A 22,112-nucleotide genomic window follows, 5' to 3' on the forward strand; every position below is an offset into this window, starting at 1 on the left:
TTCTAATCTCATATAGCGCGGACCGAAAACGCGGACCGCTTAATTACAACCAAGTTATCACGACTAGGGTGATGTTGTCATGGCGATCCGATCACACGAAGAACCTTCTTTACAAGAGATGGTCAAGGTGGTGCTCCGGCACCGCAAAAAAGTTCTGTTGTTCATGGCTTCGGTCGTCTTCTTGACTGCGGTCGCCGTTGTCTTGTTGCCCCGTAAGTACAACTCCGAAGCAAAATTGTTGGTTTTGGTCGGTCGTGAGAGCGTTTCGCTTGACCCGGTCGTCGCGACCGGAAAGACGCTCAACATGCAAGCTTCACGCGAATCCGAGATCATCACTCTCACGGAATTGCTAAAGAGCCGAGTGATGATATCGAAGGTGGTGGACGAAATCGGTGCCGAAACGATTTTGCAGCCACCCGAAAACCCTGGGCCGCTTGACCATGTGAAGAGCGCGGTGGTCAATACGAAGAAGAACATTAAAGAGACCATCAAAGGTTGGATGGAACCATCGGGCGGATCGTCAAAGTTGGATGGGAATGCGAGTCGCCGCGAAGAAGCGATTAAGGCAATCAATGAATACGTTGGCGTGGGTTCGAAGGAAGGGTCCACGTTGATTTCCATATCCGCTGAAACTCATTCTCCTGAGTTGTCGCAGTCGATCGTGTCGAGCTTGGTCGGGCTTTACACCAAGGAACACATGCGGCTGCATAGTACGGCCGGATCGGAGGATTTTTTCCGGACCGAAAAGGAACGCATTGGAAATCTACTCGAAGAAAAACGGACCCGATTAAATTCGCTGCGGACCGAGCTTGGGATCGGCACTGTCGAAGCTGAATACAAACGCCTTGAAGATGAAAAAGCAAGTGTCGCGGCCCTGCGAAGTCAGCTCAAACGAGAACTCGCCGGAACGATCGCGAAACGGGATAAACTCAAAGAGGCCGTTGATGCCGCCGACGAAGTTGTGCTGACCCAGCGAAACGAGGGGATGCCCAACGCGGCGACTGATGGGATACGGCAAAAACTCTACGATCTTGAAGTCACTGAGGGCAAAGCGTCGATGCAGTACAAAGACGACCACCCGAGTTTGATGGCGATTCGTGCCCAATTGGCCGAAATGAGAGACCGTTTTAAGCAAGAACAAACCGACCGTACCGAGCTTCACTACGGGCGAAACCTGAGTCGCGATACCCTGGGCTTGGAACTTGAGCAGCAGCAATCGCAACTTGCCGACCTGCAATCGCAATTGCAAGTGGTCGATTCGCAGTGGGATAGTCTTCTCAAAGAAATGGAGTCGCTTAACCTATCGGCCAATCAACTAGACCAACTAACACAAGACGTCGCGTTTTTGACGCGTAGTTACGACACCTATTCGGATAGCCTTGAACAATCCCGAATCGGTCACTCGTTGACTAAGCAGCAGATTAGCAATGTCAATATTGCTCAACCGGCAACGTTCCAGGGTGAGCCGATGGATTCGAAGCGGATGCTGTTGGCACTAGGTGGCTTACTGGCATCGATCCTAGGTGCAATTCCATTCGCGTTTGTAATGGAATACCTCGACAACGATTTGAAGTCCCCTGCCGAAGTCGAGGCTGTCACGGGGGTTCCGGTGTTGGCGGCTATGCCCCGAGAGTCACGTCCATTGCAAATTTCTAAACTCGCGAAAAGTGCAAGCTATGTCCGTTGATCAGAACATGTCGGTTGAACAGAAAACGAAGCGATCGAGTCGCATTCCTATTGGCGATCTGGACGAGCGTTATTTGGCGCTTGTCCGGCAGGTTACTGCGTCGGATCCCTTCAAGCGTGATGATGATTCACGCGTGTTGGGAGTTACCAGTTCTCTGTCGGGTGAAGGAACCACGACCGTTGCTGCGAACATTGCGTTGACGGTGGCCGGAATGGCGTCTGGTCCAGTGTTATTGGTGGATGCGAATGACCTGCGTCCAAGTTTGCATAAAGTGTTCGGTCTCAAAAATACAATAGGCTTCCAGAACGCTCTGTCGGGCGGTCATTCGCCGCTAGAGTGCATCACGCCAACTGTCTTTGAAGGTCTCTCTCTGACCCTGAGCGGGAAACTGGCCGATGGCGAAGTGGCTCTCTACAGTAACTCGTCCATCGACGAACTTCTGGACGAGTGGCGAGACACGTTTCGTTGGATCATTTTCGATCTACCACCATCCAATAACGTGACCAGCGGTGCGTTGTTGGCTAGTAGGATGGATGGTGCATTGATGGTTGTCGAGGCGGATCGGGTGGACCGTAAAATTGCCGAACGCACTTCGGCGCGACTCCGCCGAGCCCACGCGAATCTTCTCGGCGCGGTCTATAACAAAGTCCCCAAACACGCAGGCGACTTGGCGTGGTAGGCAACCATGGTACAAGTACGGCCGGTTCCAACCGGCCGTCTGTGGCAAATTAGCGGACTCAGCCCGAGGGATCCGGCCCGACAGCTTTCAAACAAGTATTATTCAGACGGCGATTTCTCGCTACATCTTAGTACTCATGCCCGGTTGAACCCGAATCAACGGCGGTTGCACTCACCTTGCTTTCGACCGCTTGGCGAACGGTTCGATCGTCGGTCTCTTTCTTTAGTTTCGCAATTGCTTCCGCGATGGGCATTGATCCAAGGTTGCCATCGATACGGTCACGAAGTGCTACTTGCCCTGATTCCGCTTCCTTTGGACCGACAACGGCCATGTAGTTAACCAGATCTAGTTGAGCGTTGCGAATCTTCGCTTGCACCTTTCCGTCGTTATTGTCGATCGTCACTTTGAAACCCGCTTCATCAAATTGCTTGGCAACCGCGACCGCATAATCGATCGACTTGTCGCTGAGCGGCAAAACGCGAACTTGTTCGGGCGATAACCACATTGGGAACGCGCCGGCGAAATGTTCGATCAACATTCCTGTGAATCGTTCCATCGAGCCGAACGGAGCACGGTGAATCATCACAGGGCGATGCGTTGAGTTATCGTTACCGGTGTATTCGAGCTTAAACCGCTCGGGCAAGTTGTAGTCGAGTTGTACGGTACCGAGTTGCCATGACCGGCCAATGCAATCGCTGACCATGAAGTCAGCCTTGGGGCCGTAAAATGCCGCCTCGCCGGCCTCTTCATTGAATTGCAGACCGGAATTTTGCATCACGCCTCGTAATGCGTTTTCGGCATGGTTCCAATTCTCTTCGCTACCGACATACTTGTCGCTCTTTGGGTCCCGCAACGAAAGTTGTACGCGGTAGTCCTTCAATCCAACGGATTCGAGAACGAACTTGGTCAGATCAATTGTCGCTTTGAACTCTGCTTCGACTTGATCTGCAGTACAGAAAATATGGGCATCGTCTTGGGTGAGTCCACGGACGCGGAGCATCCCGTTCAGTTCGCCGGTTTGTTCGTGACGATAAACGGTTCCGAATTCAAACAGTCGCAGCGGCAATTGCCTATACGATCGCGGTTGTGCTTTGAACATGTGACAGTGGTGCGGGCAATTCATTGGTTTTACCAAGTATCGCTCGTGAACCTTTTGCCAACGATGTAGCACTTCCAACTTCGCTTCGTTTGTGGCCGATTGTTTGTAATCCGGTATCTCGGCACCGAGTACCTTTGCCGCTTCCATCAGCTTCTCTTCGGAGTCGGCGTCAAGCGTGCCGGTTTCAAGTCGCTGCATCCACGCATCGATCATGCCACCCGCTTCGCTGCCGAACAAGGGTGAGAATTGGCTTTCGCGGTAGTAGGGAAAGTGCCCACTCGTTTCATACAATTCGACGCGACCGATATGAGGGCTATAAACGGGATCGTAACCACGTGACAAAAGTTCTTTGCGCAGGAAATCTTCTAATGTTGCGCGGACGCGGGCGCCCTTAGGAAGCCAAAGGCATAGGCCTTGCCCGACTTCCGGGTTGATCGCGAAGAGTCCGTGTTGTTTGCCGAGGACGCGGTGGTCGCGACGACGAGCCTCTTCGAGTAGTTCCAGGTACGCGGCCAGTTCTTTTTTGTCAAAGAAAGCGGTGCCGTAAAGTCGTTGTAGTTGGCGTCCCGACGCGTCCCCTTTCCAGTACGCCCCGGCAATACTCATCAACTTGATCGCTTTGATCTTTCCGGCGTCGGGAATATGGGGGCCACGGCACAAGTCGACGAATTCTCCTTGGCGATAGAAACTGACGGTCGCTTGATCACCTAGACCCGTGTCGATGTGTTCGACCTTAAGGTCCTGGTCCAAATCATCGCAAAGTTTTCTTGCTTCGTCGCGATCGAGAATGAACCGTTCAAAAGGTTCTTTCTCTTTGATGATTTTCTTGATTTCGGCTTCGATTTTTGGGAAATCGTCTTCGCTGATTTTCTCAGGGATATCAAAATCATAGTAGAAGCCACCGGAGGTGGTTGGGCCGAACGCGAGCGATACCCCCTTGTAGAGTCGCATGACGGCGCGAGCCATCACATGAGCGGCCGAGTGACGGAGAACGTCGAGTGCTTCGCTATCACGGGGAGTCAAAAGTCGTAGCGGAATCGGCGAATCGTCTTCGGCTAACTCCCCTAATGGGCGGTTCGCATCGACGATTCGCCCGCAAACCTCGGCAGCCATGACGCTGCGAGCCAGCCCGTCGCTGATCCCTCGGGCTATGTCCATGGAGGTGGTGTTGGCGGGGTGTTTGGCGATGGTTCCATCAGGAAGTTGAACTTGGATGGTCGCGGACGATGCAGTCGACATGGCGGATTTCACTAGGAATTGCGTTTTTTGAATTGTCCATGCGATACGGAGGCATGGATCGAAGAGGCAAAGAATGATTGTTTTCCTAGTGAACCGTCAATCCCGGTTTTTCCTAGAAGCAAATCTTCCTGTCCAAAATGGACCACCGTCGAAGGATGCCATTTTATGCAAAGAACCGCCTGTTGGGGAAAGGTTCGGTGTCAACATGAATCTAAACCGACCCATTCACGCTATCCAATCGTCCGCTCAAGGTGGTTTTTCAAAAACGTTTTTAGCTTTCTGCTACGAACGTGTTTTAGCTCGGTCAGTTGTAGCGTGACCTCGGTCCGCGAATTTCCGTTGGGCCGGACAGGGCTTTTCATGCCAAGCGAACTGAGTTGTTCCAGGTCGATCGCTTCTTGCGGGCCAGCCAAGGTCACCTGCAGCGACTCGGGAGTTTTGGTTTCCACTTGCGCCCAGAATTTTCGGTGGCCCTTCGGCCGGACGACCACTCGGTCGGGTGCGTCGAAGCGGAGGGAATTTTCGCCAGCGACTTGCTCGAGCAGCTTCAGCATTTTGTCAGCCAATTCGATCGGCCACTGTGGCTGGGTGTCATCTGGGAATCCCTTGGGTAACGAATGCCACCGACGACCAAGTGCTTGCCACGGATCGGTTGCCGAGGCGACTTTCTTGGTCGCTTTCGCCCCCTTTTTCGTCACTTTCTTGGCTGCCTTTTTTGTTACTTTCTTCGTGGCCGTCGCTTTGCCATCGACAGTGACTTTCGATTTCGGTTTCACCGCCTTTCCAAAGGCAAGCACTTCGGCTAAGTAGGGCGCGGTGACGCTGTGGTTTGCCTCGGACGCCGATGCCGCCATTTGCTCTGGGGTGCCCGCAAATACGATCTGTCCACCGTCGATTCCGGCGCCTGGTCCCATGTCGATGATCCAATCAGCACTCTTAATCACGTCCATATTGTGCTCAATCACAACCATCGTGTTGCCCATTTCGACCAACCGCTGCATCACAACCAACAATTTTTCGATGTCATCAAAATGCAAGCCGGTGGTGGGCTCGTCAAGAATGTAGAGCGTCTTGCCGGTCATTGGGCGAGCGAGTTCGGCAGCTAACTTCACACGTTGCGCTTCGCCACCCGATAGTGTCGGGGCGGGTTGGCCGAGCGTGACATAGTCGAGTCCGACATCACATATCGTTTGCAGAATGCGCGAGATCTTTGGATAATCGGTAAAAAGTTCGAGGGCTTCGCCACATTGCATCTCTAGCACGTCGGCGATCGATTTGCCATGGAATTTCACATCCAACACATCCGAGTTGTAGCGACGTGAATTGCATTCTTCGCATGGAACCCAAACGTCGGGCAAGAAGTGCATTTCGATCTTAAGTTGCCCACTGCCTTCGCACGTTTCACATCGACCTCCGGACACGTTGAAACTAAAGGTGCGCGACGTAAATCGTCGTTCGGCCGCTTCGGGGATCTCGGCAAACAATTGACGAATCAAGTCAAACATTCCGGTGTAGGTCGCCGGGTTGCTAGTCGGGCTATTGCCCAATGGAGATTGGTCGACTTGGATCACTTTATCGATAAACCGCACGCCGTCCATCCGCTCATAGCGTCCCGGGCGAACACGGGCGCGATGAAGTCGACGAGCAAGCGCCGGATAGATTACTCCTTCAATCAGCGAACTCTTTCCACTGCCGCTTGGACCGGTGATAGCGGTCAAGACACCGAGCGGCAGATCGAAATCGATCCCCCGAAGGTTGTTTTCGCGTGCACCTTTGATTGACAGAAGATTGACGTAAGGATCGCCTTTGGGGCTGAACGCAGGTCGCCGAGCCGATGGAATGGCGAGCGATTTTTTGCCTTGGATGTAGGCTGCCGTCACTGATTGATCGAATGGTTCAACCGATTTCGGTTCCCCTCGCGCGACAACACGTCCACCGTATCGTCCTGCACGCGGACCAAAATCGCACAAGTAGTCACTGCTGGCGATGACGTCATGATCATGTTCGACGACAAGCAGTGTGTTGCCGAGATCGCGCAGCCGATGCAGTGCGCCGATCAGCCGATGATTGTCGCGCGGATGCAAACCGATCGTCGGCTCATCAAGCACATAGAGGACGCCACAGAGTCCGCTGCCCAATTGTGCTGCCAATCGAATCCGTTGGGCTTCGCCGCCCGAGAGTGTTGCCGCGCCACGATGGAGTGTTAAGTAATCGAGACCGACATCGAGCAAGAACCGGACTCGTGACGTGATTTCACGAACCAATTCACCCGCGATTTTTTGTTCACGTTTATCGAGCTTCCATGAGTCAACGTGATCGGCCAGTTTACCGAGTGGCATGTGAACCAAGTCGGCCATCGTGCGATCGCGGAAACGAACCGCAGCGGCGTCCTCATGCAGTCGTGATCCATCACAAGCACTGCAGTCGATTTCGTCGACGAACTGTTCCAGTTTGCCTCGCAGTCCTGGGGTCAAACGAGCCGCTTCGGCCAGCGCAGGATAAAAACCTTTGAACTGGTAACGGAAAAGCACTGTGTCGTTTTTTGTCTTTTTCTTCGGATTGGATTCGCGGTCACTTTCGCGAACTTCGATCCAAGCGTCCCCGGTTCCGTGGAACAACATCCGCCGCTGAGTCACGGTCAAATCAACAAACGGCGTGTCGATAGGAATGCGGGCATGCCGCGATATTGCTCGAAGCATCCAACGCGAAACGGCCTGATCAAGCGACGGCCAAAGCAGTGATGCGCCTTCGGAAAGCGTCGACGATGGCGAGGCGATGAGTGCGGCTGGATTTGTACCGGTTTGCGTTCCGAGCCCTTCGCATTGGGGACACCAACCGATTGCCGAGTTGAATGAAAAATGATGCGGCGACAAATTCGTGAACGATCGTCCGCAATCTCCACACACCAAGTGCTGGCTATGCGTCGTCACATCCCAATCGGTTTCAGCTCGATCCGCATCGGCCAAGGCGACCTGCAGCACACCGACACCTAGCGACAACGCTTGTTCGATACTATCGCTGATACGTGAACGGTCAGATGTCTGGACCACGATCCGGTCAACGACCACTTGGACTTGATGTCGTTGACGTGCGTCAAGCATGGGAGCATTGTCAAGCGCGACCGTGACGCCGTTGATGCGGATACGTTGATAGCCGGTACTCCGGAGCGATTGCCAAGTGTCTTCGGATGCTGGACCTGATTGGACTTCGATCGGCGCGAGTAGTAACGCGCGGGTTCCCTTCTTGAGCGACATGACTTTGTCGACGATTTGGTCGGGCGTTTGTGTTCCGACCGGGATTTGGCAATTGGGGCAATGCATCGTGCCCAGCCGAGCCATCAAAATTCGCAAATAATCGTAGATTTCGGTCACGGTACCGACGGTACTTCGTGGCGAATGACCAAGGTTTTTTTGTTCCAATGCAACCGCAGGTGACAGTCCTTCGATTCGTTCGACCTTGGGCTTCTGGACTTGACCGATAAATTGTCGAGCGTACGAGGACAACGATTCGACGTAGCGACGTTGGCCTTCGGCATAAATCGTGTCCATCGCCAACGAACTCTTTCCGCTGCCGCTCGGCCCACAGAATACTGTCATCGCGTCGCGAGGAATTTCAACGTCAACCGATTTCAGGTTGTGCTCCGTTGCTCCTTCCACGGTCACGTGCGTGTGTGAGTTTTGCACTTCGGTGCCAAGCGATTTGCGATCCACAAGCGATTTGGTCTTGCGGCGTTTGATCCCAAGGGATTTCGCCAAGGCTACACCGGTATAGCTCTTAGTGACTTTCGCAATCTTTGCCGGACGACCTTCGGCGACAACCAAACCGCCTCCTTCGCCTCCTTCAGGGCCAAGGTCGATAACCCAGTCGGCAGTTTTAATCACGTCAGTATTGTGTTCGACAATGACGATCGTGTTGCCGCGATCGGCCAATCCGTGAATCACATTGAGCAGTAATTGGATGTCGGCAAAATGCAATCCGGTTGTCGGTTCGTCGAGCACGTAAAGCGTTCGCCCGGTGTCGCGTTTGCTGAGTTCACGCGACAATTTAATCCGCTGGGCTTCGCCACCGGAGAGCGTTGGCGAAGGTTGGCCGAGTTTCAAATATTCCAACCCGACATCGACGAGTGTCTTCAGCTTTTCGGCAACTTTCGGGATGTTCTCGAAGAGTTTTAGTGCCTCGGAAATGTCCATTTCGAGGACATCGGCAATCGATTGGCCTTTGAATTGAACCGAGAGTGTTTCGCGGTTGTAGCGGCGACCTTGGCACACAGGGCATGTAACCCAGATGTCGGCCAAGAAGTCCATTTCCAACTTCGTCGCTCCATTGCCATCACATGCGGCGCAGCGTCCACCGTCGACATTGAAACTAAACCGGCTTGCCGTGTACCCGCGAGTTTTTGCTTCGGGCAGCTTCGCGTAAAGGTTGCGAATCTCGTCAAAGACTTTTACGTAGGTAGCGGGATTGCTACGCGGAGTGCGGCCAATTGGTGATTGATCGATGGCGATCGTTTTGTCGAGATGTTCAAGTCCTTCGATGGAAGCGTGATCCCCGATTTCGCAGCTCGCACCGTTGAGCGCACAACGAAGGGCAGGTTCAACGATTCCGCCTATCAGCGAGCTCTTGCCGCTGCCCGAAACGCCCGTGACACAAGTGACGGTGCCAAGGGGAATCGAAACGTCAATGTTTTTCAAATTGTGAAACGTTGCGCCACGGATCGTGAGTTTGGTTTTTGAGTCGATGACACGAAGCGTTTCCGGGGGCTCGATTTTGCGTTTTCCCGACAAGAATTGACCGGTGACACTTCTGGCTGATTTAGCAATCTTTTCAACATTGCCTGCGGCGACGATTTCGCCACCTTTGACGCCTGGTCCAGGGCCAAAGTCGATCACTTGGTCGGCCGCTCGCATCGTGTCTTCGTCATGCTCAACAACGATCAAGGTGTTGCCACGGTCGCGAAGTCGGACAAGCGTTTCGATCAATCGATCGTTGTCACGGGGGTGCAAACCGATCGATGGTTCATCGAGAATGTAGAGGACGCCTACCAAACCGCTACCGATTTGTCCCGCCAGACGGATTCGTTGGGATTCACCGCCGGAGAGCGTTGGTGCGGTACGACCGAGCGTCAGATAGTCGAGGCCGACACCGAGTAAAAACCCGAGCCGTGTGCGAATTTCTTTGAGCGCTTCGGATGCGATTTTGGCGTCAGTGTTGCCGAGTTTGATTTCGCCGAAAAACTCGACAAGCGAGTCAATCGGCAGTTCACATAGTTCAGGTAGTGTGAGCTTTGCGTTGCCATGCTCTTGGGTGAATGAATCGCTGCCGGTCGTCAAAGTCACTGCACTGGCTTGCGGATTGAGTCGCTTGCCGTGACAGTCGAGGCAATCGATCGTACTCATGTACTTTTCGAATTGCTTCTGCTGCATCTTGTTGCGATTGGTTTTGTATCGCGTCAGCAGCTCCGGAATGAATCCTTCGAACGAACCGGAATACTTCTTCGCTTTGCGACCGCCTCGCCATGTGAATTCCAACGCATCGTCGGTCCCCCATAGCCAAATATGTTTGCATTCGTCCGATAGGTCTTGCCATTTGCCTTCGAGCATGGTGCCCTTTGGCAGATCCATTTCGCGGTCGATTGCGTCTGCGACCCCTTTGAAAATGTGACGACGATATCGGCCGATATCGCCCCATTTTCCCAGCAGATCGATCGCCCCTTTGCGTACCGATTTTGTCGGATCCGGAATTAGCAAATCGGGGACAAACGTGTAGAGGTGGCCGAGCCCGTCACAGGCTTCGCACATGCCTTGCGGGCTATTGAAGCTGAACAATTGGGGTGACGGTGGTTTGAAACTTTGGCCACACGATCCACAGGCGTATTTAGACGAGTACAGTAGATCTTCGACAGGTTTTGCCGTGGCGTTTTCGTTGGCTTCGGTTAGTGACACCATCGCCGTTGATTCGCCAAGTTTCAAGGCGATTTCAATCGCTTCAGCCACTCGGCCACGATCTCGTGAATCAGGATCGATGCGGTCGACAACGACCTCGACATGATGACGGTGTTGACGATCCAAGGTGGGGGGGGCGTTCAAATGAATCGTTTCGCCATCGACGCGAGCTCGTGAAAAACCTTGTTTTCTTAGGTCTTCGAATAAATCTCGAAATTCGCCTTTTTGCCCACGGATCAGCGGAGCGATCACCCATAACGTCGCTTCGGTGGGGAGCAATAATATTCGTGTAGTGATCGCGTCACGAGATTGGGCAGTAATCTCACAGCCGCAGGCTGGGCAATGGCCGGTACCGACACGAGCAAAAAGGACTCGCAAAAAATCATAGATTTCAGTGATCGTACCAACGGTACTGCGCGGATTATTTCCGGAAGATTTTTGGCTGATCGAGATCGATGGACTCAGTCCGCCAACAAAATCAACATCGGGTTTGGGCATTTGCCCCATGAATTGGCGGGCATAATTGCTCAAACTTTCGACATACCGCCGTTGGCCCTCCGCGTAGAGCGTGTCGAATGCTAGCGAAGACTTCCCACTCCCGCTTACGCCCGAAAAGCAGATCAGCTCGCCGCGGGGCAGTGCTAAATCGACGTTTTGGAGGTTATGCTCTCGAGCACCTTTGACTGTGATTTCCTTCGTCGCCATGCCCGATATTGTACCTTTCAAGTCTGCAAATACCCCGATTCACCTTCCACGCTAAGAAGAACCTGTCTGTAGAGAAAGGGGTAGTGGCTTCGATTCGCCGATTCGGACGTAAAAGTGATCATTAGAAGGACCTCCTTTTGCATTCTGCATCAACCAATCCCCTCGTGAACAGCGACAAGCTGCGGTAAAACGGTAGATTACGAATCGCAAGTGAGACAGGGGTAGAGTTCGACATGGCAAAAGGATTGTTCACTCAAGGGATGTGCGTCCTGCTGCGCGAACCGGTATCGATCGAAGCATTGGAGGCAAAGCTGTCGGCTTTCGAAGTTGCCGGGCACCATGAATCGATCGAAGACGATGACGCCCCTGAAACCATCGTGCTGAAGTACCGCGAGGACGTCGGAGGCCACCTGCTAGTGACCCCCTGCCGCACCCCCTGGCCGGACGATATGGGCGATCCTGAGGAGTCACCGGAACGGTTTGTCGCTTGGTCGCTTGGCCAATTTGGCCCGCTGGCCTTTCCAGGGTGCCTACAGCGTGCGGGCGAGCAATCATGGGGATGGGAAGAAGCTCCCGAAGCGGTCAAGACCCATACGGCCCACATCCGGTTGTTGATCAGCTACGTGCTCGGGATGGAAGAAGTCGAAGGAGAGGATGAAGACGAAGACATTCCGCTGGTGCCGGAAGAATACGACGCGATGAACGAGATGCTATTCATCACTCGCGCGGTCACCGAACTATTGGAACTGCCACAAGCAATCTGCTACTTCAACCCCGGTGGCGAAGTCCTACGCGACCAATCGGGACTTCGGCAAGGGCTAAACTATGCCTGGAACCATGAATTGCCAGCGCTCGACATGTGGACAAACGTGCGAATTTTCAAAGCCGACGAAGAGTGGTCGCTGATGGACACGGTTGGCAATGGCCAATTGGATTTGCCAGACTTGGAAGCGATTTACCGGGCCGACCAATTTGAACCGGCTGACATCGAACGGTTCTTGCGAAACGCTTCGCTCTACATGCTCACTTCGGACGAAGAAGTCGAAGACGGTGATACTGCGGACGGTCCCGGCGACATTAATTGGTTGGCGATGGAATGCGAAGAAGCATTGTCCGATCCACCACGGTCGACCATTCGATGGATTCCGCAAAACGGTAGCGAGCCGCCAGCGGAGTTGATGGAGCGAGGCAATGCACCGGAGGAAATGGACGAGAGCGACTTTGACGAAGGATTCTTGGACGACGACGATGAGGATGGTGACGAGTTTTAATCAAGGTCCGACCAGTCAATCATCCGATCGTCATGGACGACGGCAACTTGTTTTCCTGGTGGCGTGATTAGAAAATTCTCTTCATCCCATGGGCCGTTTAAAAATCGCTCAAGCAACACGGTATCACCTTGGACGACTTGCAGAGGACAATTGTGTTGCTCGGCTTCTTCGCGAGCACGTTCGATTAGCTCCTCTTCATTCTCGCAGCCGCTGGTGACATAGACTCGTTGAGCGTATTGGCGTGGTTTCAATTGATCGTATAGATAGCGTCCGTTGTCCTCGCCGTATTTTTCGATCAATTCGGATAGTTCCCCGTTGAGTCCAAGTTGAGAGCCGAGGACTGTTTTGTCGGGGCCCACTATTCCTTCGGCCATCCCATCGACCCATCCCGAAGTCAAGAAATACGAATCAGGTTGCTCTTGGAAAAATGCGATATAGCGATCACGACTTCCGAACAAAAACGAAATGCAATCGTGAGATCGGGGAATCACTAACGGCAAATCGCGTGCGACAAGTCCGCGAATTCCAAAGTTGCATAATCCGTAGCCCACTAGCACGGTGTCGTAAGCCTCGCTGCTGACCGAATCAACGGCTGCTTGAATCCCCAAACGAGCCTCGTCGGCGGTGCCACAATGCAACCCGAGGGTTAAGTATTCAACGTCGATATTCCCCTTTGCCCGCTCAAGTGCTTGTTCAATTTCTCGCTCGAAAATCTTGCAGCTCAGTACTATTCGACGCTCGTTTGGCGGATTCACGTTTTGGACTCGATTGGGGGGATGATAGACTTTTGCGTCGGCTGCTATTGTACAATCACTCGCTAGTCCTTTTCAACATCGAGGAAGTGACATGCCATTGCTGATTCAAGGTACTGCGATTGTGATCCGCAACGACGCACTGGACCGTTGCTTATCTGGGGGTGCATCTGATTTTATCTCGATCGCTCCCCACCAAGTCTGCTATGGCGATGAACGTGTTTCGCAAGCAAGCTTTATGTCGCCTCACGACGCGCAGCTGTACGCTGAGAGTTTGGAGTTGCGTGGGCTTCAGCGGAATTCCGAAGTTTTTGAATTTGTTCCTGACTTTGTGGTCGTCAATACGCACAACCAATCGACGGAACCAGATTGTGATTGGTTGGTCCTGTTTGAATACGAAGGCCATGTGATTGCAACGATGCGCGGTAACGATTCGAGCACGATCATTGCCCCCGATTGGTGGAAACCGGGCGAGGAATCGAAGTTGCAGCATCTGTCGTCAGAGGAAGTGCAGGAGCGTTTGGAGTTTGTGCGGCGTGAGGAAAAGGTCGATGTCTATCGCGACAAAGAGACTGGGAAACTGCTCTACCATACTCGTTTGCATGAGACCGATGAGGAGATTTTCCAGAAGGCTTACGCCGTCGTTTGGCAATACAATCGTCATCCAGGGACGCCTGCTGCCCCAACGGATAAGCATGACGAGATTCGTCAGGCGATCGGACAATTGCAAACATTGACGGCAAAACATCCCGACGCCTGGAACGCGTTTCTGTTTCTTGGAAAAGCTTGGTATGCGATTGATGAGATCCAACGAGCTTACGACTGTTTGAGTCAAGCGGCGAGTCTAGCACCAATGAATCCAACGGTGCTCAAAGAATTCGCCGGCACCTGTCTCGAGATGGCAAAAACGGCCGAGGCTTGCCGAGTGGGTGAGAAAGCCGTGGCAGTCTCTCCGGAAGATGTCGAATTGCTCGGGAACCTTGCTGTTGCCTACCTGCTAGACCGGCAATTGGAAAAAGCGAAAAAAACGATCTCTTATGCGGTATCTCTCCAGCCCAATGACAGCGTCAACATGGCGGTCGCTAAAATGATCGACGACGTAATTCAAGGCAAAAGGGAACAACCCGGTGTGCTCGCCGATCTGACTCGCGCTAAGCAAAAACGGGCTGCGCGAGGACAAATGACAGGTTGGTGGAACAAATTTCGCCGTCTTTTGCCAAGATCACGGCATGGCAACCGAATAAAATGAACGACGTGTCCATTTAGCTTCTCTCAAAGGCCGATCCAATGCCCCGCATGAAAACCATTGTCAATGCGATCGTTCGCTGGGGCTGGCTCACTTTGCTGGTCCTTTTTGCTTTTGGGTATCTCGCAGCCGGATTGTCAGAGCCTCAAAATGAGTTGCAGAATCAAGGTTCCGGACAGCTAAGCGACGCGTCCCTGAAGGATTTAAATCATGTCGAAACCATTCTTGCCAAAACGTGGGAGAATCAGGGGCTTGAGCGAACTGAGTATGCCGATTGGTTGACTGTTTGCCGTCGCATGTCGCTCGCGATGGTCGGCAGTGGATTGTCGGTTGAGGAGATTCGCTTTCTCGAATCTTTGCCTGAGGATCAACGGGAATCGGTGCACCTCGAATCGTTACTTCTCGATTCGCGTTTTCATCATTATTGGTCCGAGCGCTGGTCACGGTTTCTTGTTGGTGCCGACGAAGGGCCCTTTCTTGTTTACCGTCGACGTCGGTTTCGTATCTGGTTGTACGAGCAATTCGCGTCGGATCGTCGCTATGACGAGATTGTTCGTCGTCTCGTCAACGCCGAAGGCTTATGGACCGATCGACCCGAAGTGAATTTCTTGACCGTTACCTTCGACAGTAACGATGGTCAGCCCGATCCGGTTCGATTGGCAGCACGGACTTCACGTGCATTTTTGGGGCTTCGCATCGATTGCCTCCAATGCCACGACGATTTTTTGGGCAATGTCAGCCTTGGTGATATCGAATCACCTCGCGAAGGATTACAGAGTGATTTTCATCAGTTGGCGGCATTTTTCAGTGCCGCGAAAACAAATGGCTTTCAAGGAGTCCAGGAATCAGAGGCCGATTATCGTTACCAGTATCTCGATTCGGATGAGGATGTCGATGTTGAACCGGCTGTTCCCTACTCACCCGAACTTTTGCCTGACGAAGGATCCAGCCGAAGTCGGTTGGCCGCGTGGATCACTCATCCCGAGAATCGCCAAGCTGCTCGCGCAGCGGTCAGTCACGTGTGGGCATTGTTGTTTGGGCGAAGTGCCACTGAATCCGTTGACAATTTGCCGCTCGATCAATCCGCACCCGAGGTGATTGAAGCGTTGGCCGATGAGTTTATCGCGAGCGAATTTGATCTTCGGCATTTGATTCGATTGATTGTTAAATCTTCTGCGTTTCGTGTCTCGAGCCGCGCGGTTTTTTTGGTCACGGACGAACATGAAAAGGCGAACGCCGTTTTTCCGCTTACGCGGTTACGGCCCGAGCAAGTTGCTGCGTGTGTGATTCAAAGTTCACGCATTAAGACGATCGACCGTGATTCCTCTTTTGTTACCCAATTGCAAAAGTTTGGTAGTACGAACGATTTCGTGAAGCGGTATGGCGATATTGGCGAAGACGAATTCACGAACGAAAGCGTTACGATTACCCAACGTTTGGTCATGCTCAACGGCAACATGCTTAAGGAATCGATCAGCGATAATCCCATAATGAATGCTTCAAGCCACATCGATTTGTTCGCACCCACGGATGATTTGGCAATTGAGATGGCTTACTTGAGTGTCTTAAATCGTCGACCCAGCGAAAGCGAACGAGTTCATTTTGGCGAACGGATTTCCAATGCGGAATTTCGTCGACAAGCAATCGAAGACATCTTTTGGGTCCTTCTCAATAGCACCGAATTAGCGTGGAACCACTGAAATGAATCTATCTGGAAAAGCTTCGGCCGCTACGCCGTCACTTTGCGACTATGCGGCCCATTTTTCGCGCCGCACGCTTCTTGGTGCCGGGGCGAGCGGATTGATGATGTCTCAAATCGCTCACGCATTAGCGATGGCGGACGAAAAAGGGGTTACCGATCCGAAGCGGCCGCTGAGCGTGATTCTGCTTTGGCTCGAAGGCGGCCCGAGTCAATTGGAAACATTTGATCCCCATCCCGGGACTGCGATCGGTGGCGATGTCAAGGCAATCCCTACGTCCGCTCGCAACATCCAAATAGCAGACACGCTACCTCGCGTCGCCGAGCAAATGCACTTGGCCTCGTTAGTTCGCAGCGTCACTAGTAAGGAAGGCGACCATCAACGAGCGGTTTATAACATCAAGACCGGATACCGTCCTGCCACCACGATCGTTCATCCGTCGATCGGTGCTGCCCTTTGCCACAGTTCACCTAGTTTGTCGGATATACCTCGGCATATCTCGATCGTTCCTGGTGGTTCACCCGGTCGTGGTGGCTACCTCGGTGCAGCCTTCGACGCATTCAAAATCGGCGACCCTGCGGGCAAAGTTCCCGATATCCGCCGACGCGTCGACGAGGATCGCTACGAGCGCCGATTAGATGACTTGTACGACGTCGTTGAAAGCGAGTTCCGGCGCGGTCGATTGGCGAATTTGGAAAAAGAACGGACGCTTCACACGACAGCAACGGATGCTGCCTTGAAAATGATGTCGAGCGACCAGCTCGATGCTTTTGATGTTTCAAGTGAACCAAAAGATGTGCTGAGTCGTTTTGGTGACCATGCGTTCGGTCGTGGTTGTTTAGCCGCAACACGCTTGCTCGATGCGGGGGCTCGTTGCGTCGAGGTGACATTGAGCGGTTGGGATTCGCACATTAATAATCACTCGTTGCAATCGAGTGCATGTGAGAAGCTTGACCCTGCATTGGCGTCGTTGCTAGAGCGGTTGAAGGAGCGTGACATGCTCGAGACAACGTTGGTAGTATGTGGTGGCGAATTCGGACGGACCCCTTCGATCAATCCGGGTGGTGGTCGGGATCATTGGCCGCACGGATTCTCAACATTGCTTGCCGGTTGCGGGATTCGCGGTGGGGCAGTCTACGGCGGAACATCGCCCGATCCTCGTTTGGATAGCAGTAAACCGACTGACGATATCACAAACGTGGTCGCGGTCGCTGATTTGCACGCGACAATTCTTTCCGCACTTGGAGTTCCTTACGACGAAGAACTCTACACAAATGTTGGTCGTCCGATTTTTCGAAGCGAAGGGAAACCGATCGACGCGTTGTTGTCGAGTTAAACGCCGGTATCTCTTAAACGCCGGTATCTCTTAAACGCCGGTGTATCGGCAAAGCCGCGACTCGGGATAGCCGTCATAGAAACGACGGATCCAATGGCGGCCTGACCAATGTTCAAGATGACGCTGCCAGCCCTGTCGCACGAGTATTCGATCGCTGATCGTTGCATTGCTGACATGGGCAACGATCGCGGACGCACGACGCAGTCGCGTGATCTCGTAAAGAACCTCCACCGCACCTACGGCCGACTTGTATCCGGCTTGGTAGCCACTGCGGATGTAATCGAGTGTCAAGAACGCGGGCATTCCCAGCGGTTGGTGATAATCGAGCCAGCAGATGTCGTCATTCATCCGGCCGTACTTGGCTTGCCACCAAACTTGGGCGACCGAGACATTGCCGGTTGTCAAACGATGTTGGACTTCGACGAATTTCCCGCCCTTGATCACGATCCGTCCGCAACGCCAACGACGAAGTTGGGATGCGCCGGTCTTGAGGTTTGTAACGGAACCGAGGCGAAACATGGGTGGGATTAGCTTTGTGGTGGAAGGGGGCAAAGTGCGTGCCTTCAAACCTACCACATTTTTTCGCCATTCGGCAGATTTTCTGATCCTTTACAGCGTGACGTCATTGCCGTTTCTAAACGGGAATCCCGTAACAAAATGGATCATCAGGATCGAGGATCAATTGGTTCTCGGAAGTGACCGAGGCTGTTCCTGTAATACTCGGAACAATGATCCCGTTGGATGCGGCAACGTTGGCGGCAAGTGACTCATCCTTATGGAGTCCCACGCTTCGGAGTGATTTCAACTCAGATTCTTTCGGCAATCGATAGCGAGCTTCGAAATGGGTTCCGATGATACTTTCTTGACGCCACATTTGGTCTGGCTCGAGCTTTCCTTCGGCCGCCAAGCAAGCTACTCTCGCACTGGTGCCCGTCCCGCATGGTGAACGGTCCCATTGACCGCCGGGGCAAAGCACAAAGTTGCGTCCATCGACAGGCGATGTTTCGCAATACAATTCCACATGGTCGATCATCTTGCCACCATGACCGGTAATATTTTGCTCTTCGAGAGATTGACGAATCGCACGCGTTAACGAAAGCAACTCTTCGAGATGTTGAGGGCGAATTTGTTCTGGCTCGTTTCGTGCCGAGAAGAACCAATTGCCACCCCACGCGATATCGCCCACGATCGTGCCATGCCCGGGAACGTCCACTGATATACCGTTTCGGTATCGATAACTTGGCATATTTTCGAACGTTACACGGTGCAAATCTTCGTCGAGTTCAAATCTCACCGTGCCGGTGGGGGTCTCAAGCAAGTGATGCCCCGGGTCGATACGGCCAAGGTGGGCGAGTGTCACCGCGACACCAACTACACCGTGACCCGACATACCGAGACACTCGACGTTGTTAAAGAAGACCACTGCGGCGCAGCAATCAGGATTGGACGGCTTGCATAAAAGTGCGCCGGTGAGGACATCGTTTCCACGAGGCTCGTTGACGATCGCGCTGCGATAGTGGTCAAACTCGTTTTCGAACCGATGGCTGCGCTGCACGAACGATCCTTTTCCTAGATCAGGACCGCCCGAGACAACCAATCGTGTTGGTTCGCCAGCGGTGTGAGAATCAAAAACAGAAATGCGTTCAATACGCTGAGGATTGTCTTTCATGTTAATCGAAAAAATTGAGACACCACGGGCGAATCGTTTATACCGATAAAACGAAGCTTAATGAGCTGAACAAACTGTGTAAATGGTCCTTTGCCCCAGAGTTATTGACGCAATGTTTCGGCCAGTCGCCGCATCAAAGTTTGCTTTCGCAGGTCGTCGTCCATTTCTCCGAGTTTGCCGCTGAGGTCCATCATAAATTGAGCATAGTCGTTGTGCCAATCGTGATGGGTTTGTGACAGGTCGAGTCGTGGTTCCGGAGCCGCAGTCAAAACCGGCTGTTCTCCAGCCACCAATTCAAAACTCTCATCAAATTGGGGCAAGAAAACTTTCGCTGCGTCGATTCCGTGTTCGTCTAGGAGTCCACGCATGACTTCGCGAGGCTCATCCTCGCCGTGATTCAAGAACAACGCGGTTTGGACCGGCCCACGCTCGACCACCCAGTCGATTAATTCCTGTTGGTCGGCGTGTGCCGAATAATTGCCCAGCCGTCGGATTGCCGCTTCGACCTTGTATTCTTTACCATAAATTCGAACCCGTTTGGCACCGCTGGTGATGATCTGCCCAAGCGTCCCGGGTGCCTGGTAGCCAACGAACAGGATCGTGGAATTGCGACGCCAAATGTTGTTCTTCAAGTGATGTTTGATTCGGCCGGCGGTACACATTCCGCTAGCAGAAATGATGATGGCTCCTTGCGAGACATGATTGATTGCCTTGCTTTCGTTGACACTTTCAACAAGGTGGAAACGTCGATGGCGAAAGATCTTTTCCTCATCGGTTTCGATGTCGTGAAGCGTTGCAGAATGCTTGATGAAAACCTCTGTCACTTTTCTTGCTAATGGCGAATCGAGGTACACGTTGCATTCCGGGATCTCTCCGTTGGTCAACAGCACGCCGATATCGTGCAGCAATTCCTGGCTACGTTCCACCGCGAACGAAGGGATCACGACATTGCCACCTCGTTTGAGTGCGGTGGTTAGTTCTTCTTTCAGCATCTCACGCCGTGTTTCCAGCGTATAGTCATCACGATTTCGATCGCCATAAGTGCTTTCGCAAACCACGTAATCAAAACCTGTTGGCGCATCGGGTTCCGGATGGAACGCCTTTTCGTCGGGGCCAAGGTCGCCTGAAAACAACATTCGAATGACTTTGCCCGAATCGGCATCATCAAGTTGTACTTCTGCTGAAGCGGACCCCAGCAAATGCCCTGCGTTCCACAGCCGACATCGGATTCCGTCTTCTGGTGTGAACCATTGTTCGTAGTCGACTGGTTCAAGCTGACGCAGTGCTTGTTCCGCATCCGCTTTCGTATAGATCGGCTCGATCAGTGGCTCTCCCTTTTGTTCACGTTTTTTGTTGAGCCGTTCGGCATTGGTTTCTTGGATATAGGCCGAATCCCTCAGCATGAACTCAAGCAAATCACACGTCGCTTCGGTTGCGTAGATCTTTCCTTTGAAGCCCCCTTTGACAAGTTTCGGTAGCAACCCGCTGTGGTCGATATGGGCATGCGTGAGCACCAAGAAATCGACCTTTGTCGCATCGAATGGAAAGGGCTTGTAGTTCAAGCTTTGCGTGGTTTTGGTTCCTTGGAATAAGCCACAATCGACCAAAAATCGTTTGTCGCCGCTTTGGATATGCGAGCAAGATCCAGTCACCGTGCCTGCCGCACCACAAAAAGTAAGAGTCGCCATGATCGCAGAATTGCTCTATTGAAAAAGGGAAGATCCAAAGTGTGTGCTAAATTTGCACCGATATGTTGTACCACAACCGCAATGGAATAGGGTGATGAAGCCTAGGTCGCGATGAGATCGATTACGAAGTGGGATCGCGATGAGTTCGCGGTTTGCGTCCACACGCCAAAACCAGCAAACCCGTGAAGGTCAGTGAAATCCCCAGCAGCAACGGCTTCGTAATCGGCTCAGAAAAAAGTATCACGCCCGCCACTGCAGCCATCGCGACTTGGGAGGCATTGATTAAATTGACCGAAACGACCGGCAATGCCTTTAACGCCGTTGAAAGCGCCACAAAAGCACTGAGGTTAAAAGCACCGCCGAGCACTAGAAACAACCACTGGTGATTCGTGATTTCACCAAGCGAGGAAAGATCGATTCGATAGAAAGTGGTTGACCAAAGTGAGATCGCCCCCACGATACCACTGACCAGCATCGCGGCCGGCGCCGAGACGCCAGCGTTAAGCGTTTTCCGCAGCACGACCCCGAAAAGAGCGTACGAAAAACCCGATGCGGCCGCGCATAGTACTCCGCCCCACACTGGAAGGGCCGTCGTCGATTGCATCGGCGTTTCGGTCGCATTCGGTAATGACAGCACGATGACCGCAGCGATCAGTGCCACGATCGCAATCATCGTCCGCACACTCACCGGTTCATTCAAAATCAATCGCCCTAACAAGGCACCTCCGATAATCAACATGCCCAATGTCACTGGCACCGTAGCAGCCAAACCGATGGAACCAAGAGCGAATTGGAATGCACCATTGCCAACTACTTGGGCAAGCAACGCTGTTATGGCAAAGCGAGGAATCATCGCCAAGTTCGTTGCAATCGTTTGTCCTGTCAGTCGCATGAAAAGAACGAAAGGACCGAGCACGACGATCGTCGGCAACGCTTTCATCGCTGCGACAAGAAACGGATCGAGTCCGACGTTTTCCCGTAGCGCGATGTTCGAGCATGTGTAGAGCACCGCTGCAGTCACGCCGCAAACGACGGCCGCAATCATCCCAACGGGCGGGCGAGTTACTTTCATCTTGGCCTTTGAACGTGCTTTTGGGAG

13 protein-coding genes are annotated in these 22,112 nt (G+C 52.9%); 6 read left to right on the plus strand and 7 right to left on the minus strand.

Translation table 11 applies throughout. The features are described 5' to 3' along the window. Nucleotides 1–79 precede the first annotated feature (79 nt). Together CA13_RS16525 and CA13_RS16530 are read left to right on the plus strand one after the other, a co-directional pair. Nucleotides 80–1,687 (plus strand): GumC family protein, encoded by a 1,608-nt coding sequence (locus CA13_RS16525; protein WP_146398423.1) that lies wholly within the window; start codon nt 80–82, stop codon nt 1,685–1,687. Next, nucleotides 1,677–2,366 (plus strand): tyrosine-protein kinase family protein, encoded by a 690-nt coding sequence (locus tag CA13_RS16530; protein ID WP_146398425.1) that lies wholly within the window; start codon nt 1,677–1,679, stop codon nt 2,364–2,366. The genes CA13_RS16525 and CA13_RS16530 overlap by 11 nt, the downstream gene beginning before the upstream one ends. 127 nt (nt 2,367–2,493) lie before the next feature. Here the strand turns inward: CA13_RS16530 and thrS are convergent, their stop codons facing one another. Further along, nucleotides 2,494–4,704 (minus strand): threonine--tRNA ligase, encoded by a 2,211-nt coding sequence (gene thrS, locus CA13_RS16535; RefSeq protein WP_146398427.1) that lies wholly within the window; start codon nt 4,702–4,704, stop codon nt 2,494–2,496. Nucleotides 4,705–4,934: 230 nt separating this feature from the next. Further along, on the minus strand, nt 4,935–11,351 hold the full coding sequence (uvrA, locus tag CA13_RS16540; protein WP_146398429.1) for an excinuclease ABC subunit UvrA: 6,417 nt from the start codon (nt 11,349–11,351) through the stop codon (nt 4,935–4,937). 233 nt (nt 11,352–11,584) lie between these two features. On the opposite strand from uvrA, the gene CA13_RS16545 reads away from it, so the two are divergent. Then, nucleotides 11,585–12,622 (plus strand): DUF4261 domain-containing protein, encoded by a 1,038-nt coding sequence (locus tag CA13_RS16545; protein ID WP_146398431.1) that lies wholly within the window; start codon nt 11,585–11,587, stop codon nt 12,620–12,622. Here CA13_RS16545 and CA13_RS16550 read toward each other — a convergent pair. Beyond that, the gene (locus CA13_RS16550) at nt 12,619–13,377 is read right to left on the minus strand and encodes a DUF1638 domain-containing protein (protein WP_419194456.1); all 759 of its coding nucleotides are present in this window, start codon (nt 13,375–13,377) and stop codon (nt 12,619–12,621) included. The two genes, CA13_RS16545 and CA13_RS16550, sit on opposite strands and share 4 nt — an antisense overlap. 91 nt (nt 13,378–13,468) lie before the next feature. Here CA13_RS16550 and CA13_RS16555 point away from each other — a divergent pair, with 91 nt between their 5' ends. Genes CA13_RS16555 through CA13_RS16565 form a run of 3 tightly spaced genes read left to right on the plus strand, consistent with a single transcriptional unit; the run spans nt 13,469 to nt 17,656 of the window. Beyond that, nucleotides 13,469–14,623 (plus strand): tetratricopeptide repeat protein, encoded by a 1,155-nt coding sequence (locus tag CA13_RS16555; protein WP_146398435.1) that lies wholly within the window; start codon nt 13,469–13,471, stop codon nt 14,621–14,623. A gap of 38 nt (nt 14,624–14,661) precedes the next feature. Beyond that, entirely contained in the window at nt 14,662–16,320 is a 1,659-nt protein-coding gene (locus CA13_RS16560; RefSeq protein WP_146398437.1) for a DUF1553 domain-containing protein, read from the plus strand. A gap of 1 nt (nt 16,321) precedes the next feature. After that, nucleotides 16,322–17,656, plus strand: coding sequence for a DUF1501 domain-containing protein (locus CA13_RS16565; protein WP_146398439.1), 1,335 nt, complete (start codon nt 16,322–16,324; stop codon nt 17,654–17,656). Nucleotides 17,657–17,686: 30 nt separating this feature from the next. On the opposite strand, the gene CA13_RS16570 is transcribed toward CA13_RS16565, so the two are convergent. The 4 genes from CA13_RS16570 to CA13_RS16585 all read right to left on the minus strand — a co-directional run bounded on the left by CA13_RS16570 (nt 17,687) and on the right by CA13_RS16585 (nt 22,085). After that, the gene (locus tag CA13_RS16570) at nt 17,687–18,175 is read right to left on the minus strand and encodes a hypothetical protein (protein ID WP_146398441.1); all 489 of its coding nucleotides are present in this window, start codon (nt 18,173–18,175) and stop codon (nt 17,687–17,689) included. Nucleotides 18,176–18,290: 115 nt separating this feature from the next. Then, nucleotides 18,291–19,325, minus strand: a complete 1,035-nt coding sequence (locus tag CA13_RS16575) for a proline racemase family protein (protein WP_146398443.1) — start codon at nt 19,323–19,325, stop codon at nt 18,291–18,293. Nucleotides 19,326–19,426: 101 nt separating this feature from the next. Then, a complete protein-coding gene (locus CA13_RS16580) occupies nt 19,427–21,013 on the minus strand; it encodes an MBL fold metallo-hydrolase (RefSeq protein ID WP_146398445.1) in 1,587 nt (528 codons plus the stop codon). 121 nt (nt 21,014–21,134) lie between these two features. After that, nucleotides 21,135–22,085 carry a DMT family transporter gene (locus tag CA13_RS16585; RefSeq protein ID WP_146398447.1) on the minus strand — a complete coding sequence of 317 codons (951 nt, stop codon included), beginning with the start codon at nt 22,083–22,085 and terminating at the stop codon, nt 21,135–21,137. Between the last annotated feature and the right edge of the window lie 27 nt (nt 22,086–22,112).

It is taken from the genome of Novipirellula herctigrandis, from assembly GCA_007859835.1.
GTDB classification, from domain to species: domain Bacteria; phylum Planctomycetota; class Planctomycetia; order Pirellulales; family Pirellulaceae; genus Novipirellula_A; species Novipirellula_A herctigrandis.